Annotated in this window: 10 protein-coding genes and 1 pseudogene; 5 read left to right on the forward strand and 6 right to left on the reverse strand. The window is 40.4% G+C overall.

What is annotated here, in order from left to right; all coding sequences use genetic code 11:
- Nucleotides 1–37: 37 nt before the first annotated feature.
- Both ACSFVZ_RS03290 and ACSFVZ_RS03295 read right to left on the reverse strand, forming a co-directional pair.
- Nucleotides 38–1,633 carry a hypothetical protein gene (locus tag ACSFVZ_RS03290; protein ID WP_435558093.1) on the reverse strand — a complete coding sequence of 532 codons (1,596 nt, stop codon included), beginning with the start codon at nucleotides 1,631–1,633 and terminating at the stop codon, nucleotides 38–40.
- Between the two features lie 347 nt (nucleotides 1,634–1,980).
- The gene (locus ACSFVZ_RS03295; protein WP_138557908.1) at nucleotides 1,981–3,576 is read right to left on the reverse strand and encodes a hypothetical protein; all 1,596 of its coding nucleotides are present in this window, start codon (nucleotides 3,574–3,576) and stop codon (nucleotides 1,981–1,983) included.
- Nucleotides 3,577–3,888: 312 nt separating this feature from the next.
- Here ACSFVZ_RS03295 and ACSFVZ_RS03300 point away from each other — a divergent pair, with 312 nt between their 5' ends.
- Both ACSFVZ_RS03300 and ACSFVZ_RS03305 read left to right on the forward strand, forming a co-directional pair.
- On the forward strand, nucleotides 3,889–5,931 hold the full coding sequence (locus tag ACSFVZ_RS03300) for an ATP-binding protein (RefSeq protein ID WP_435558094.1): 2,043 nt from the start codon (nucleotides 3,889–3,891) through the stop codon (nucleotides 5,929–5,931).
- Between the two features lie 72 nt (nucleotides 5,932–6,003).
- A complete protein-coding gene (locus ACSFVZ_RS03305) occupies nucleotides 6,004–6,471 on the forward strand; it encodes a hypothetical protein (protein WP_435558095.1) in 468 nt (155 codons plus the stop codon).
- A gap of 17 nt (nucleotides 6,472–6,488) precedes the next feature.
- On the opposite strand, the pseudogene ACSFVZ_RS03310 reads toward ACSFVZ_RS03305, so the two are convergent.
- From ACSFVZ_RS03310 to gltB, 4 genes and pseudogenes are all read right to left on the reverse strand, one after another.
- Nucleotides 6,489–7,174: pseudogene (locus ACSFVZ_RS03310) on the reverse strand (response regulator).
- 2 nt (nucleotides 7,175–7,176) lie between these two features.
- Nucleotides 7,177–7,512 carry a hypothetical protein gene (locus ACSFVZ_RS03315; protein ID WP_435558096.1) on the reverse strand — a complete coding sequence of 112 codons (336 nt, stop codon included), beginning with the start codon at nucleotides 7,510–7,512 and terminating at the stop codon, nucleotides 7,177–7,179.
- Nucleotides 7,513–7,680: 168 nt separating this feature from the next.
- The gene (locus ACSFVZ_RS03320) at nucleotides 7,681–9,096 is read right to left on the reverse strand and encodes a glutamate synthase small subunit GltD family protein (RefSeq protein WP_135924238.1); all 1,416 of its coding nucleotides are present in this window, start codon (nucleotides 9,094–9,096) and stop codon (nucleotides 7,681–7,683) included.
- Between the two features lie 9 nt (nucleotides 9,097–9,105).
- Nucleotides 9,106–13,563, reverse strand: a complete 4,458-nt coding sequence (gene gltB, locus ACSFVZ_RS03325) for a glutamate synthase large subunit (RefSeq protein ID WP_435558097.1) — start codon at nucleotides 13,561–13,563, stop codon at nucleotides 9,106–9,108.
- A 697-nt stretch (nucleotides 13,564–14,260) separates the two neighbouring features.
- Here gltB and ACSFVZ_RS03330 point away from each other — a divergent pair.
- From ACSFVZ_RS03330 to ACSFVZ_RS03340, 3 genes are read left to right on the forward strand one after another with little or no spacing between them, the layout of a single operon-like run.
- Nucleotides 14,261–15,514 carry an efflux RND transporter periplasmic adaptor subunit gene (locus ACSFVZ_RS03330; protein ID WP_435558098.1) on the forward strand — a complete coding sequence of 418 codons (1,254 nt, stop codon included), beginning with the start codon at nucleotides 14,261–14,263 and terminating at the stop codon, nucleotides 15,512–15,514.
- A gap of 21 nt (nucleotides 15,515–15,535) precedes the next feature.
- The gene (locus ACSFVZ_RS03335; protein ID WP_435558099.1) at nucleotides 15,536–16,243 is read left to right on the forward strand and encodes an ABC transporter ATP-binding protein; all 708 of its coding nucleotides are present in this window, start codon (nucleotides 15,536–15,538) and stop codon (nucleotides 16,241–16,243) included.
- Nucleotides 16,244–16,245: 2 nt separating this feature from the next.
- The gene (locus ACSFVZ_RS03340; RefSeq protein ID WP_435558100.1) at nucleotides 16,246–17,559 is read left to right on the forward strand and encodes an ABC transporter permease; all 1,314 of its coding nucleotides are present in this window, start codon (nucleotides 16,246–16,248) and stop codon (nucleotides 17,557–17,559) included.
- The last annotated feature ends 6 nt before the right edge of the window (nucleotides 17,560–17,565 follow it).

Genomic DNA, 17,565 nt, shown 5'->3' on the forward strand with positions numbered 1-17,565 from the left:
CATATAGCTTCGCGATTTTTGCATAACCAGCAAATAGTTAGTCTATTTCACTGGCATAGTTAAACAGATTCATTAGTAGTCGGTCTGCCATACTGGTAACCGTAGGGCCTTGAGTGATGTTTTCTGCTTTATGTTGGAGTGTAAGCATACCGCTATCAGCCAAGATAATATCGCCTGTTGCAGGGTCTTTTACAATAGTTGGTAAGCCTTGTTGATTTACAGCTAAAATTTGTGCTCCAGCTGGCATCTGAGAAAAATAACCTCTTGCACTTCCAGCCTGATAAAACTCAGTTACCTCTCCAAATGGTCCTTCAAAAATTCTTTGCTGTTCTTGAGAACCTACACCATCAGGGTTTGGTTTACTTGGCCCATCCACATAACCATAGGCTGTTACCCTATAGCCCCATTTTGGATAAATCTTCTCTTCAGGGTAATCAGCATCACCTGCGATAATTGCGACATTACCCTTTTTTAGTGACCAATTATATGCTTCATTAAGTTCGGCATCAGTGAAGTTACTCAATCTGAAGCTACCAATAAAAAAGATATCTGTATTGTAATTATCTAGTGCTTGTTCAGTAATTGAATTTGACGCTGCAAAGTCATGATTTATTGAAATTGGTTTATTAATTACACCATTTTCACCAAAATTTGCTGCGCTTGTTAGTTTTTCTAAAGACCACTCCATTAACCAACCATTAAGCGTATAACCAGCCCACGTAGCTTGTCTGGCTTGATCGATACTTGTGATAACGATTGAATCTGATTCTACGCTACAAATTGGCTCAGCATAACAAGCAACTGGTTTTAGTGTATTAACTGCTAAATCATTTATGCGCATTGGATAGGAGGCTACTTCACATGTTTTACCCGTGTCTATAGATGCCTTATATAACTTAGTTACGTTGTAATTACCTTGATCGTTAATCACTTCACGAGAAATAAGCAGCTCACCATTTTGATCAAGCGCAGCCCCTGTTACTGTAGTTAAACCATGTTCTGACTTTTTCGATAGTTCAAGTGTAGAGAGATCTAATGAGAAAATACTGGTTGCAGAAACTAAGTACACTTCCCCGTTTTTAACAACCATATCACCGCGTAATATATCTGAGCTATTACCATAGCCAGTCATATTACCTACAAACTGGGTCTCGCCAGAATCAGGATAAATAATATAGAACTTACTCCCTTTAGAGCCATAAATAACATCACGGTCTGGATCATACGCTAAACGTGTCATTGGACTTGTTCGGGCAACTTCTGTGTGCGTATTTGTCTGCATATCAACGTAGGCTAATTTAGTGTATTTATACTTTTCGCCTTTAATCGGTAAGTCTTTCAATTCATCATCAGATAAATTCAATGAACTTGGGTCTAACTTATAAGTTAAAGCCCGTGGTGCTGACACATAATATAGACGATTACGAGTACTATCGAATGCCATTGCCGCTGAAGAAAACTTCGCTTTTGAATGAATTGCTGCCGTTTTTGCTTGCTCATCAAGCGAAAACACAACACCTAAATGACCTCGGCCAGAGTTAATACCATACAACTCACCAGTACACATGTTTGCATAGGCACCTGACGAGAGAGAGCTGCAAAGTGTCATTATCGAAAAAATAGACTTTTTCATTTTATATTCACCTGAAAAATAAAACCAAACCTTATTTACTACTCATTGAAAATAAGAAAGGTAATAAATGTTAATTTTTATTTAAATACTACAAAGGCGAATATTTACTTTTAAATCATTACAACACAATAGGAAAACCCTTATTTTCAGAGAGAAAAATAAAAACAGATGATTAAAAACTAAAAAAGAAAAACATTAATATTAAGTAAAAATACAAAATAGAGAAGGAGAGAAAAAATAAATTGAGGAGCTATAAGATTAAACGTTTAAACAATTAATAAAATGAAGTTTTCATATAATTAACCATCGTAAAGTAGTTTACTTCACGATGGTTAAAATGAAGCGAATTAATCTATATCACTAGCGTAGTTAATTAAGTTTAAGAATAAGCGGTCTGCCATGCTAGACACACCTGTACCTGAGGTGTAATTTTCAACTTTGTCTTGAGAGTTAACAATACCGCTATCAGACAATAAAATATCACCAGTAGCTGAGTCTTTTACTATCGTTGGCAAGCCATCTTGATTAACTGCTAATACTTGCGTACCTGCAGGCATTTCAGAAAAATATCCTTTAGCACCACCCGCTTGATAGAAACTCGTTACACCACCAAATGGACCAGCGAAAATAGCTTGTTGAGCTTGAGTATTAACACCATCAGGGTTTTGAGTATTTGGCCCATCTACATAACCATTACGAGTAACTGTATAACCCCATTTGGCATAGACTTTTTCATTCGGCATATCAGAATCAGCCGCAATAATAGTTACATTGCCAGATTTTTTTGACCAATTGTAAAGCTCTGCAAGTTCAGCATCTGTAAAATCGGTGTCATGAAAACTTCCCATAAAAAAGATATCTGTATTGTAATCATCAATAGCAGCTTCAGTAATTGAGTTTGCAGCAGCAAAGTCATGATTTATTGAAACCGTTTTATTAACAATACCATCTTCACCAAAGTTTGCTGAACTAGTCAGTTTTGCTATTGGTTTATCAAATAAATAGGCATTTAAAGTATAGTTTTGCCAAGTTGCCTTTCTATTTTTATCAATACTGGTGATAACTAGTGGCTGAGCACCAATACTACAAGTTGGCTGGCTATAACACGCGACTGGCTTAAGTGTGTTTAACGCTAAATCATTAATTCGCATTGGGTATGTACCCATTGCGCAGGTTTTGCCCGTTTCAATCGACGCTTTATACAACTTCGTAATGTTATAATTACCTTGATCATTAATAACTTCTCGTGAAATTAATAACTCTCCATTTTGGTCTAGCGCAGCACCTGTTACTGTTGTTAAACCATGTTCAGACTTTTTCGATAATTCAAGTGTAGAAAGATCCAATGAAAAGATACTGGTTGCAGAAACCAAATACACTTCACCGTTTTTTACAACCATATCGCCGCGAAGAATATCTGAGCTATTGCCATAGCCAGTCATATTACCTAGGAACTGCGTCTCACCTGACTCAGGAGAAATAACATAAAGTTTACTGCCTTTTGAGCCATAAATAACATCGCGATTTGGATCATACGCTAAACGAGTCATCGGATTAGATCGATTAAGAACGGTGTGTTCTTTTGTATCCATATCTACATAAGCAATACGAGTATATTTATACTTTTCACTTTGTATCGGCAGGTCAGCAAGTTCATGGCTCGCTAAATTAAATTCACTTACATCTAACTTATATGAAAGCGGTCGTGGAGCTGCTACGTAATAAAGTCGGTTTCTTGTGCTATCAAATGCTATCGCTGCAGATGAAAACGCAGCTTTTGAATGAACAGCTGCGCTTTGCGCTTGTTCATCTATTGAAAAAACGAAACCTAAATGACCTCGACCAGAGTTAATACCATAGAGCTCGCCTGTGCAGTTATTTGCCGAGGCATGTGATGCAAGTACCCCACATGCTACCAATATAGATAAAATAGATTTTTTCATTGTATTTTCGCCTGAGAATTAATCAAAACTTTATTACTACCAAAAATAATAAATAAATTATTTATTATTATGCCAATTGTGTATAAATTATATTCAGCTTGATTTTAGGCTTCAGATATCTGAAAACAATCAGAAATTTTTGATAATGAGACAAAAAGGTGAAAAATAATAACATGTAAGGTTTAAACAGATTAATAGCAATCCTTTTTCACTAAACAATACGAAATAACGAAAAACGTTAACTAATAACTCCATAATTTCTACACATTTTCTCGTTAGTATGCGTACACATTAAGCCCATTCTAACCTCTAATGAAATACTCTTTACTTATCGCTATTTATTTTTTGTCATGCGCGAGTGTAGCAACCACACTGCCAAGTTCTCTATTAAATCAAGTCACTGACCTTGAAAACCAAGGAAAAATCAGTGAAGCCCTCACAATTCTTGAGCAATACAAAGATCATAATAGCACTTCATCAACCTATGATATTGCCATGGCTCAAGCGCCACTTTTACGTAAAAAAGGTCATTACAACGAGGCGATTGAACTGTTACTGCCATTACAAAAAATTGCTAATTTGAGTAAAGAGGATCAATACCAGATCCAAAAAGAGTTGGGGATCAACTACCGCCGCCAAGTAAAAACAATTGAAGCAAAGAAGCACTACATGGCAGCCTTAGCGCTTGCAAACGAACTTGAAGACAAAAATCTACAAGCACAAAGCCATAGCAATTTAGGTTCGCTATACGACACACTTAATGATCTTGAACAATCAATGCACCATCAAGTCAAAGCACAAGGCTTGTTAGAAAACAGCGATAATTATGAACTGGTTGCCACTAATTTTTATAACTTAGCAAACCTTGCTCAAAGACTTGATGACCTTTCTCAATCTGAGTACTTCTATAAAAAAGCGCTTGAGTTTGATATTAAAACCAAAAACCAAATGAATATTGCAGACACCAGCTTACAACTTGCCAAGTTAGTGTATAAACGAGGTGACTTAGAGCAGGCGCTCCCCTTATTAAATAACGCCTATACCCGTTTAGCCGACGTCAACGCCTATGAGAATATGGCTACCGCGAAACATACGCTAATGCAATTGTATTTAAAAATAGACAACCAACATATGGCGCTCAGTAGTGCTGAATCAGGGTTAAATGCTGCGCTTAAGTCTGGCTCGACATTAAGCAAAATTTACTCTTACTTTAATTTAATCGAACTACATCTAGCACTAAAAAACCCTATATTGATTAACCTTTATTTAAGTAACACAAAAGAACTACTCGCTGATATTGATAACCGCTTATTGAATCAAAAACAGCACGGTTATACCGCGATTTATGCTGAACTTATCGGTGATTACAAACTAGCAGCTGAGCAGCTAAAACTTAAAAACACACTTGCCGAGTCGTTGTTTGAAGAGCATTTAAATCAAGCTGTTGAAAAGAACAAAAAACAATTAACAGCAATCGAGCAACAGCAGCGCATTGATGATGAGATACAAAAAAACAAACTCGCTACAGCTCAAATGAATAATCAGCGATTAGAAAAACAGATATGGCTGTTATCAGCCGGCATTGTTTTATTGTTCAGTACGCTTGCCTTAGTGCTGTATTACTTTAAGCATCGAAAAGCTCTATTTAAAGCAAAGCTATATCAATATAGCTTGATTGAAAAAGACAAAATGCTTGCAGATATATCCCATGAATTACGCACACCACTGAGTGTATTAAAACTGCATATCGAAGCGCTGGAACTCGATATTCAAGAAAACCGTGACCTAGCCTACAGCAAAATTAATGGCAAGATAGCACAGCTGAATAACTTGATATCCGATGTATATCAGTTATCTCAAGCTGAAAACAAAACCCTTACATTAAATCTTCAACAATATAATGCAGCACATATTTTTACTGAATATGAGCAAGACATGCGCCGCTATGTTTGCAGCCATCAACTCACATTTTTAGCTGACATTGTTATTGCTGAAGGAGTTGAAATCACCGTAGATAAGCAAAAGCTTGACCAAATTCTCAACAATATTTTTACTAATGCCTGCCTATACACAGACAGCCCAGGCCATGTTCGCCTTAAAGTAAGAGCAAACAACCAAGAGTTGTTTATTCAAGTTGATGATACCTCTCCTGGGGTAGGAAAAGCGCATATAGGCAAACTTTTCGACCGTTTATATCGTGTTGAAGAGTCTCGTAGCCGTGCATTAGGAGGTTCTGGTTTAGGGCTTTCGATCTGCCAAAGTTTTGTAGAGCTAATGTCTGGTAATATTAGCGCATTACCGGGTAAGTCAGGTGGTTTATGTATCAGGATTTTACTGCCTATAAGTAATAAATAAGCGCTTTCTTCTCCATTTTTTCACCACATTTTATTGCTTAAATAGCACTATAAACTACTGTGGAATGGAACCATGTCAGAGTCATTAAAGCATGCTCAATGGGCTAAGTCTGTTGAGCGTAAACATCGTCAAAACAAAGTTAAAAAAACCAAAAAGTCTCATCTTCCTTTCAGTGCTGCTATCGCTAGCTTGCTATTAAGTGCTGGGCTTTATTATGTAAGCTATGAAAAGCCAGTAGTGTCCCCTCCACTGTCTGAATCTGCAAAACAGCGTATATCACAGTTTTTTGCAAAACAGTTTTTATTAGGTCATTGGCGTTTAAACAAGATTAAATATTCAACTAATGCAATTCAAGTGTATGTACAAACGCCAACTCCAATTGCTCTTGAAGGTGAGGCGTTAAGCCAATATTTACATTACGCATTATGTCCACTTCCTAGTAAACAAATTTGGCAGGATATTCAATCCAGAGAGTTATCAGTGTACGTATTTAGCCATTCTGTTAGAAAAGGTGAACGTACCGTTTGCAATAAGGTGTGAAAGCGATGAACGCCAAATCAATTGATTTGACGTTCATCATAACGATAGCCTGCGCCGTAAACAGAAGCGACTATCTTAGGAGAGAACTTTAAATTCTTAAGTTTTTTGCGGATGTTTTTGATATGGCTATCGATAACACGATCGGTAATGTCAAAGTTATTAGGTTGAATATGATCAAGTATCTGCTGCCTTGAGAAAACACGTTTTGGTGCTTTATATAAAAGCTTAAACACGTCAAATTCGACCTTAGTTAAACCGAGCGATACACCTTGAATTTCAACTTCTAAGGCATCTTCGTTTAGACAAATAGTAGCAGGCATCTCATTTGGCTGCTGGGATATTGGTGTACATCGTCTTAAAATAGCCTTAACACGCATGACAAGCTCTGCGCCACAAAAGGTTTACACACATAATCATCAGCACCATGCTCTAACCCTTTTAACCTATCAGCCTCTTCAACTTTAGCGGTTACCATAATAATGGGTACCATAGAAAAAGCGCGGATCTGCTTCATGCACTCCACGCCATCTAAATTGGGCAACATTACATCTAGAATTATTGCATCCGGACTATTTTCTTTAACCCACGACACCACAGCACTGCCATCAGTAATGTGATGAGTAGTAAAGCCAGATGCATTGAAGAACAACAGCACTTGTTCTGCAATATCTAAGTCGTCTTCAACGACTAATATCTGCGACATTTTTATTTCCGTTTCATATTTTTTATTATTTTTAATTGCTTCCTAACCATCGCTTTAAACGCGTCTGATAAGGTTTCATCTAATAAAACCATAGTCAGAATATCGTGCAGGTCTTCACTTTTCATAACCTCATTAAGTAAATCATTTTCAGATTTTGAACTTGGTTGAAAACAGTTTAGTTGCTCATGATTAATGTGTTCGCAAAACATTTTCTTTTTTTCCATGTTGTTAGCATCAAATGTCCATACTGGATCCAAACTTCTTTGGAACATTAAAGCGTAACAATGTGGAGCAAATATGGAGCTAGCACTAAACTGCGAAGATAAATTATAATCCAACCATTTTTACTGACTAATTATACGTTGCTGGTTATGATTTTTCATTTTCTTTATCGGGGATTACTCTCAACAAATCAAATGTTAGTTGAGGCGATGATTTTGCTTTGATTAAGCATAAAAAAAGCAAGCCATCGGCTTGCTTTCAAAATCGTACATTAAGTTAAGAACTTATACGCCAAGATATTCCATTATACCTTCAGCTGCATTTCGGCCTTCGAAAATAGCTGTAACAACTAAATCTGAACCGCGAACTATATCACCACCCGCAAAGATTTTAGGGTTCGTTGTTTGGTGAGTAAATTCTCCTTGCTCAGGAGCATTAATGCCACCCCAATGATTGATTTCAACGCCATACGGCTCCAACCAATCCATTTTATGAGGTTTAAAACCAAATGCCATTAGCACTTTAGTTGCTTCAATAACATGTTCAGAACCGGCCACTTCTTCGGCACGACGACGGCCATTCTCATCTGGTTCACCCAACTGAGTTTTAACCATTTTTACGCCTGCAACTTTGCCTTGCTCGTCAACCACAATACCTTTAGGTTGAACGTTAAAGGTAAATTCAACGCCCTCTTCACGGGCATTTTTAACTTCACGTTTTGAGCCTGGCATGTTTTCTTCGTCACGACGATAAGCACAAGTTACTTTTGTAGCACCTTGGCGAATAGAGGTTCTTACACAGTCCATTGCTGTATCACCACCGCCTAACACGACGACTTTTTCGTTAGCCATATCGATATAAGCTTGCTTGTCTTCGGCATAGCCCATAACACGGTTGGTGTTACCAATTAAGAATGGTAGTGCATCAAACACACCATCAGCGTCTTCATTCTCAAGTCCTGCACGCATACTTTGATACGTACCAACACCTAAGAACACGGCATCATATTCAGCGAGTATTTCATCAAGGGTAACATCTACGCCAACCTCAGTGTTTAACTTAAACTCGACACCCATTTCAGTAAAAATTTCACGACGCTTTTGCATCACTTCTTTTTCAAGCTTGAAAGAAGGAATACCAAACGTAAGAAGTCCGCCAATTTCTGGATGACGGTCAAACACCACAGGTTTTACACCGTTACGTACTAAAATATCCGCACAGCCTAAGCCTGCCGGGCCTGCACCAATAATTGCTACTTTTTTGTCAGACCAAACCACATACGACATATCTGGTTTCCAGCCCATCTTAAAGGCTGTATCTGTGATGTACTTTTCGATATTACCGATAGTAACAGCACCGAATTCCTCTTCAAGTGTACATGAGCCTTCACACAAACGGTCTTGTGGACAAACTCGTCCACACACCTCTGGTAAGCTGTTAGTACGGTGAGAAAGCTCTGCCGCTTCTAAAATACGCCCAGTACGAATGAGCTTTAACCATTGTGGAATATAGTTATGTACTGGACATTTCCATTCGCAATACGGGTTACCACAATCCAAACATCGGTCCGCTTGTGAGTTTACTTGTGTCTCAGAAAACGGCTCGTAAATTTCGACGAAAGATTGCTTACGCGCTGAAATTGGCTTTTTACGCGGATCAACACGTTGTACATCGATAAACTGGTATACATTTTCGCTCATACTACCCCCTTACTGAGCCTGAACACGAAGCTCTGCGCTGCTGCGCGCTCGGTGTCCGAGTAAACTTTTTACATCACTAGATTTTGGCTTAACTAATTTAAACATTGGAATGTATAAATCAAAGTTAGCTAAAATCTGCTCAGCGCGGTTTGAGCCTGTAAGCTCTAAATGCTCAGCAATTAGGCCGCGTAAATGTTCTTGGTGTGATGCCAACCCTTCGAGCGTGACAATTTCAACAAGCTCAGGGTTAATGCGTTTTTCAAAGTCATTGCCTTCATCAAGAATATAAGCAAAACCACCTGTCATACCTGCACCAAAGTTGATACCTACTTTGCCAAGTACGCAAACCACACCACCGGTCATATATTCACAGCCGTTGTCACCAACACCTTCTACAACCGCTTGTACGCCAGAGTTACGAACTGCAAAACGCTCACCAGCACAACCTGCCGCAAATAATTTGCCGCCTGTAGCACCATATAAACAGGTATTACCGGCAATAGTCGCTTTGTGGCTTTCGAACGATGAACCCAGCGGTGGACGAATTACCAGCTTACCGCCAGCCATCCCCTTACCAACATAGTCATTCGCATCGCCTACTAATGTCATTTCAAGGCCACCAGCATTCCATACACCAAATGATTGACCCGCTGTACCATGAAGCTCAATAGAGACAGGATCAGCAGCCATACCTTGGTTACCATGTTTAGAGGCAATATAGCCCGATAACATCGCACCCACTGAGCGGTCAGTATTACAAATACGACTTACCAATGAGGTGCCCGATTTTTCATCAATCGCTTGTTTTGCTTTTTCAAGCAAGGTTTCATTTAGCTGACCTAAATAATGCGAGCTATTAGGTGCACTGCAATACAGAGTCTCACCAGTTGGGTTATTTGGTACCGCAACCACAGATGACAAATCTACTTTCTTTTGCTTCTCTGTTTTGCCTTCAATGGCTTCAAGCAGGTCCAAACGACCTATTAAATCAGTTAATCGAGTAACCCCTAAGCTTGCCATTATTTGGCGCGCTTCTTCGGCAATAAACTTAAAGTAGTTCATCGCCATTTCTGGCAGACCATGATAATGCTTTTGACGAAGCGTATCGTCTTGCGTTGCAACACCGGTCGCACAGTTGTTTAAGTGACAAATACGCAGGTACTTACAACCAAGTGCCACCATAGGGCCAGTACCAAAGCCAAAGCTTTCAGCACCTAAAATAGCCGCCTTGATGATATCTAGACCCGTTTTAAGGCCACCATCAGTTTGTAGACGAATACGATGACGTAAACCATTTTCTACTAGCGCTTGCTGGGTTTCAGCAAGACCAAGCTCCCAAGGACTTCCTGCATACTTAACAGAAGTAAGTGGGCTTGCACCTGTACCACCATCATAACCAGCAATGGTAATTAAATCGGCATAGGCTTTAGCTACGCCTGTTGCGATAGTACCTACACCCGGCTCAGAAACTAACTTCACCGAAATCAGTGCATCTGGGTTTACTTGTTTTAAATCGAAAATAAGCTGAGCTAAATCTTCGATTGAGTAAATATCGTGATGCGGCGGAGGTGAAATCAAGGTCACACCCGGTACCGAGTAACGTAATTTTGCTATATATGGCGTTACTTTTTCACCCGGTAATTGACCACCCTCACCTGGTTTTGCACCTTGCGCAACTTTAATCTGAATTACATCAGCGCTACGTAAGTAGTGCGGTGTTACGCCAAAGCGGCCAGATGCAACTTGCTTAATACGCGAGTTTTTCTCTGTGCCGTAGCGAAGTTTGTCTTCACCACCTTCGCCTGAGTTTGAACAACCACCTAAACGGTTCATTGCAATCGCGAGCGCTTCATGAGCCTCTGGCGATAACGCACCAATACTCATTGCTGCTGAGTCAAAACGCTTGTAGAGCTCAGTTGCCGGCTCAACGTCATCGATATTCACACCAGCTTCAGGAATTTTCACTGCCAACATGTCACGTAAATTGGTGATCGGGCGGTTATTTACTAAATCAGCGTAGGCTACATAGTCGCTATATTCCCCAGAACGCACAGCTTTTTGCAGTGTTTGGATAACGTCTGGGTTATAGGCATGGTATTCACCACCATGAACATATTTTAATAAGCCGCCATGGCTTAATAATTTACGTTTACTAAAGGCTAACTTATGTAGTTTGCGTTGGTCATCATCAAAGTCAGTGAAACAAGCCCCTTTGATGCGACTTGCCACGCCATTAAAACAGGTTTCTACAACTGCATCTGATAAACCAACGGCTTCAAATAACATCGAACAACGATACGAAGCAACAGTACTAATGCCCATTTTCGACATGATTTTATATAGACCTTTATTTATCGCATTACGATAAGCAAGGGTTACTTCACAGTAGCTCTTGTTTAAGACCTTTTTGTCAGTCATCGCAACTAACGATTCATACGCAAGATACGGATAAATTGCTGTTGCACCAAAGCCTAGTAATACAGCAAATTGGTGTGCATCACGGACACTGCCCGATTCAATAATGATATTTGATTCACAGCGTAAGTTGTTATCAACTAGACGTTTTTGAACAGACCCTACCGCCATTGCAGCCGGGATAGGCAAGTGCGTTTCACTAAAGTTACGGTCACTTAGAATAAGCATTACACAGCCTGACGCTGCTTTTGCTTGCGCTTCATCACAGATACGGGTGATCGCTTTCTCTAAACCTTCTTCTTTGGTGTAAGTAATATCAATTTTACAATAGCTGTAATGTTCATCGTCAGCATTGATAAGCTGTTGCATGTCTGCATACATCAAAATTGGCGTATCAAACTGTAAACGCTTAGCATGGCCTGTTGTTTCATTAAATACGTTTTGCTCACTACCAATACAAGTAGCTAAAGACATAACGTGATTTTCACGAAGTGGATCAATCGGTGGATTGGTTACTTGCGCGAATTTTTGTCTGAAGTAATCGAACAGTGAACGATGACCTTCTGAAAGTACCGCAAATGGCGTGTCATCACCCATTGAGCCTGTTGCTTCTTGACCATTTTCGCCCATTACACGGATAACGCTATCAAGTTCTTCGTTGGTGTAACCAAACATTTTTTGGTACTTAAGCAGAGTTTCATCATCAAATGAACGGTTGCCCGCATCTTTCTCTGAGAGTTGCTCAAACGGTGTTAAACGCTTAACGTTTGCTTCTAGCCATGCTTTATATGGATGGCGTGACTTAAGGTCTTGGTCAATCTCATCTGAATGCCAAATCTTCCCTTGATGAGTATCAATAACTAATAGCTCACCAGGGCCAACACGGCCTTTCTCAACCACTTCGTCTGGTGCGTAGTCCCAAATACCTACTTCTGAAGCAAGGGTAATAAAACCATCTTGAGTGATTACATAGCGCGCAGGGCGTAAACCATTACGGTCAAGGTTACAGGCTGCAAAACGACCATCTGACATTACAATACCTGCCGGGCCATCCCATGGTTCCATGTGCATTGAGTTGAAGTCATAGAATGCACGTAAGTCATCATCCATGGCACGGTTCTTTTGCCATGCTGGTGGCACAAGCATTCGCATAGCACGGAATAAATCCATACCACCCGCTAAGAACAACTCAAGCATATTATCTAAGCTTGAAGAGTCAGAGCCGCTTTCGTTCACGAAAGGCGCTGCTGATTGCAAATCAGGAATAAGTGGTGAGGCAAACTTGTACGCACGGGCACGAGCCCACTGGCGGTTACCTTGAATCGTATTAATTTCACCATTATGCGCTAAATAGCGGAATGGTTGCGCCAATGGCCAACGAGGTTGTGTATTAGTAGAGAAACGTTGGTGGAATACACAAATCGCACTGGTCATGCGAATGTCAGCTAAATCTAAATAAAAGTTAGGTAAGTCTACAGGCATCATTAAGCCTTTATAGACAGTAACTAAACCAGATAAGCTGGCAATATAAAAATGTTCATCGTTTTCGAGGCGCTTTTCTGCTCGACGACGTGCTACATACAAGCGACGCTCTAAATCTTTTGGACGCCAGCCTTCTGGTGCGCTCACAAAAATTTGTTCAAAGCCCGGTAGTTGTTTTTTTGCAATTGGCCCTAAACATGATGAATCTGTTGGCACTACACGCCAACCCTGAATACTCAAGGTTTCTTTTTCAAGTTCATCACTCAGCACATCTTTAGCTGTTTGTGCAAGTACAGGATCAGCATTTAAAAATACCATGCCGACTGCGTAGTTCTTACCTAAATGCCAATCATGTTCGCTGGCAATAGCACGAAAGAAACTATCGGGTTTTTGCATTAATAAACCACAGCCATCACCGGTTTTACCATCTGCAGAAATACCGCCTCGGTGTTCCATGCGATCTAAGCCCGTGATTGCTGTTCGAATCAAGCGGTGACTCGCTTGACCATTGACCTGGGCTATTAAGCCAAAGCCACAATTATCTTTTTCTAATTTTGAGTCATATAACATAGACCCCTCCCCTTGCTACAACGACTAGCGATTCAGTCTTTTGCGACAGTGCTAGCAGACGAACAAAACTATCGCCAATTGTTCCATGAGTCAATAGAGATTTGAATACATATTCATATTCTTGAATATTTCTCACTTGAAGGCACATATTAAATACTAAGCAATTTTTTTACATTTAGACGTATTTTTACCGTTATTTTTTTATGACACTGGTGTCAAATTTAACAACTTGTAAAAAACCAATCTAAAAAACCGCACCTTTACGTTAACGTAAACTGCAACAAAAAATGAATAATTATTCACCTTATGAATATCAATGCAGCTTTTTATGGGGTCTCACCTAGCACAGTTGCATCATTATTTACTCTTGGCTTTAGCATAGTTACAAACTATGTATCTGAGCAGACTACCTTAGTCGCAATGACTGAGTTTCTTTACCTATGCGTCAACAAACAGCAATTTAAAAGTGTCCGCTGCGGACACTTTTTCTGTCCGCGGACAGGCAGCAACTCATCAAATAAAATAAAATACATTAAAAATCAATACATTAAGTTTTGGCACGCTACTGGTATAGATAAGACATCAGCGAAATTGAGGATTTCAAAATGTTCACTATCAGTTTGTTTATGGCTTCTCCACTTACCATGCTTGCCGTTGGCTTCATGATTGTGTGTTTTGAGAATCGTAAGGAGTTATGATGATTAAGGATACCAGCGCCCAAGATATTACCGTGGCAAAGAAAAACACCATAAAAAAACCACTTATGTTAGCAGCGGGCGTAATACTTGTTGGTGCGCTTGGCTTTCAAGCTTTGTTTGCCAGTAACGATGGCAGCATTTCGGTTGATGCAGCAAGCCTACAAATTAGTGAAGTGAGCCAAAAGACGCTCACCAGAGATGTGGCAGCGAGCGGTAAAATAGTTGCAGCTAATGCGCCAAAGGTTTACAGCCCTGAACGTGGCTTTGTCGATTTAAAAGTAAAAGCCGGTGATAGCGTTGAAGTAAATGAAGTGATTGCAACCGTTACCAGCCCTGAGCTAACCAACGAATTAAAACAGCAACAATCAGTATTAGCGCGATTAGAAGGCGAATTACAACGCAAGCAACTTGAAGCGCGCAGGCAAAAGCTGAGCCTTACCAAAGCACTCGATTTAGCTCAGGTAGAACTAAATGCCGCAGATAGAGAAAACCGTCGCGCTAAAATCTCTATCGAGAAACATTTGATCAGCCAAATAGATCTAGAAAAAGCGGTTGATGACTTAGCTCGTGCCAACCTTTCTTATAAGCATGCTGAGCAAGAAGTCAGCTTAGCTAAAGATACCCTCGCATTTGAGCTAAAAGCAGCAGAGCGCGATCTGGCGCGTCAGCAATTGATTGTTGATGACTTGCTAAGGCAAGTAAATGAACTCACCATTACCGCCAGCGTAAGCGGCATTGTGGGTAACTTATTAGTGCAACAAAAAGAGGCGGTAACACAAAGCCAACCGTTAATGACATTGGTCGATTTAAGTAACTTTGAAGCAGAACTGCAAGTACCAGAAAGCTACGCCAACGAGCTAGGTCTTGGTATGCAAGTAGAACTTACTTTAGGCGCACGTCATGTAACAGGCACCCTTTCGGCTATTTCGCCTGAAGTGAATAATCGCGAGGTCACTACCCGCGTACGCTTTGACAATGAGATTTCTGGCATTCGCCAAAACCAACGCTTAACCGCACGTATTTTATTAGAGAATCGCGACAATGTATTGCAGGTAAAACGCGGCGCATTCTTACAACAAGGTGGCACCCATGCTTATAAAGTTGACGGTGACATGGCTTATTTAATCGATATAAAAACCGGTGCAAGCAGTATCAATGCTGTCGAGATTATCGAAGGCGTAGAGCCTGGCGATAAGTTAATTATCTCGAATTACGATCGCTTTAAAAAAGCACCCACACTGGTTTTACGCTAACAAATAAAAGGAATAATCAACATGCTTACAATGAACAACATCAGCAAAGTGTATCAAACAGATATGGTACAAACGCACGCCCTTCGCGACTTCAACCTACAAGTAGAAGAAGGTGAATTTATTGCCGTAACAGGCCCGAGTGGCTCAGGTAAAACCACCTTTTTAAACATCGCCGGTATGTTGGAGCCGTTTAGCGAAGGCCAATACATGCTAGACGGTATTGATGTGGGTAAATTAAATGACAACCAACGCGCAGATCTTCGTAATCAAAAAATTGGTTTTATTTTCCAAGGCTTCAACCTTATTCCAGATTTGAACTTGTATGAGAATATTGAAGTACCACTGCGTTATCGCGGTATCAAAGCTGCTGAACGTAAACGCCGAATTGAACAATGCCTTGAGCAAGTTGGTTTAGCCTCACGCGCTAAACACTTACCGCAACAACTTTCTGGTGGTCAACAGCAACGTGTCGCTATTGCCAGAGCCCTTGCAGGTGAACCACGCTTTTTACTCGCCGATGAGCCAACTGGTAATTTAGATAGCCTTATGGCGCGTCAGGTAATGGAGCTGCTTGAGCAAATCAACCGTAATGGCGCAACCATCATCATGGTAACCCATGATCCAGAGCTTGCCCGCAGAGCACCTCGTAATATCCAAGTTGTTGATGGCCAACTCGCTGACTTCACTTTGTATCAAGGCACCCAAAACCTTAAAGCGGCTGGAGTGTAACCATGTTCCTTCATTATTTAGATTTAAGCTGGCGCAGCTTTAAGCGCACGCCACTTGTGAGCTTTTTAATGGTGCTGGCTATTGCCATTGGTATTGGCGTAACCATGACAAGTTTATCTGTGTATCACATGATGTCGGCAGACCCTATTCCTGAAAAAAGTAGCGATCTTTACTCTGTGCAGTTACAAACCATGGATGAAGGCCGTACGTGGTGGACAGTCGATAACATGCCACTGCAATTAACCTATCAAGATGCGGTTAATCTTAACCAGGCCAAAGCAGGTGGCAAGCGTGTCACTATGGTTAGAACGGGTTTTTCGGTTTATTTAGACTCAGACACAGTTAAACCATTTATTGGTCAAGCTCGTCTAACCACCCCTGATTTTTTCGATATGTTTAACCTATCGTTTATTTATGGTGGGGTTTGGAGCGCGCAACAAGAAGCCGATGCAGCGCCTGTCGTGGTTATCAATAAAGAATTAAACGACAAACTATTCGCAGGTGAAAACCCGGTAGGCAAAATGGTGTACCTCGATGATGCCAGCTACGAAGTCATTGGCGTGATTGATGATTGGGATATCACTACTAAATACTATGACTTGAATAACGGTGCATTTAATAAAACCGAACAACTATTTTTACCATTTAGCCTAATGAAAGCACGCCAGCTTGAAAACTGGGGTAATACCAATGGTTGGAAGCACGAAAAAACCAATACCTTTAATGACAAGCTCAATTCAGAAATGGTGTGGTTACAGTTTTGGGTTGAACTAAAAACACCTGCAGAAAAGCAAGCTTACCAAGACTTTTTAATGGCCTATATGCAAGAACAACAGAAGCTAGGTCGTTTTAACCGTGAAAAATTAACCGCCACCTTACGCGATGTAAATGAGTGGATGCAGTACAACAATGTTGTCAGCGAAGACAACGAAATTCTGGTTGGCCTAAGCTTTATGTTTTTAGCGGTATGCCTTGCCAACATCTTAGGCTTGTTACTTGCGAAATTTTTACGTCGCGCTCCTGAGGTCGGTGTACGCCGTGCATTAGGTGCCAGTAAACGCCAAATATTCTTTCAACATATTGTTGAGGTAGCCATGTTAGGTTTCTTAGGTGGCATCTTCGGAATTATTTTGGCGCAAGTGGGGTTATTAGGCGTACGTCAAAGCTATAGCTACTACCAAAGCTTAGCCACAATGGACTTGAGCATGTTACTCAGCGCACCTGTGATTGCAATTAGCACCTGTGTGATAGCGGGTCTGTACCCTGCTTGGCTGGTGTGTAAAACCAACCCTGCTATTTACCTTAAGAGCCAATAAGGAAGA

Origin of the sequence: Pseudoalteromonas nanhaiensis (assembly GCF_051235485.1) — a bacterium.
Taxonomy (GTDB): domain Bacteria; phylum Pseudomonadota; class Gammaproteobacteria; order Enterobacterales; family Alteromonadaceae; genus Pseudoalteromonas; species Pseudoalteromonas lipolytica_C.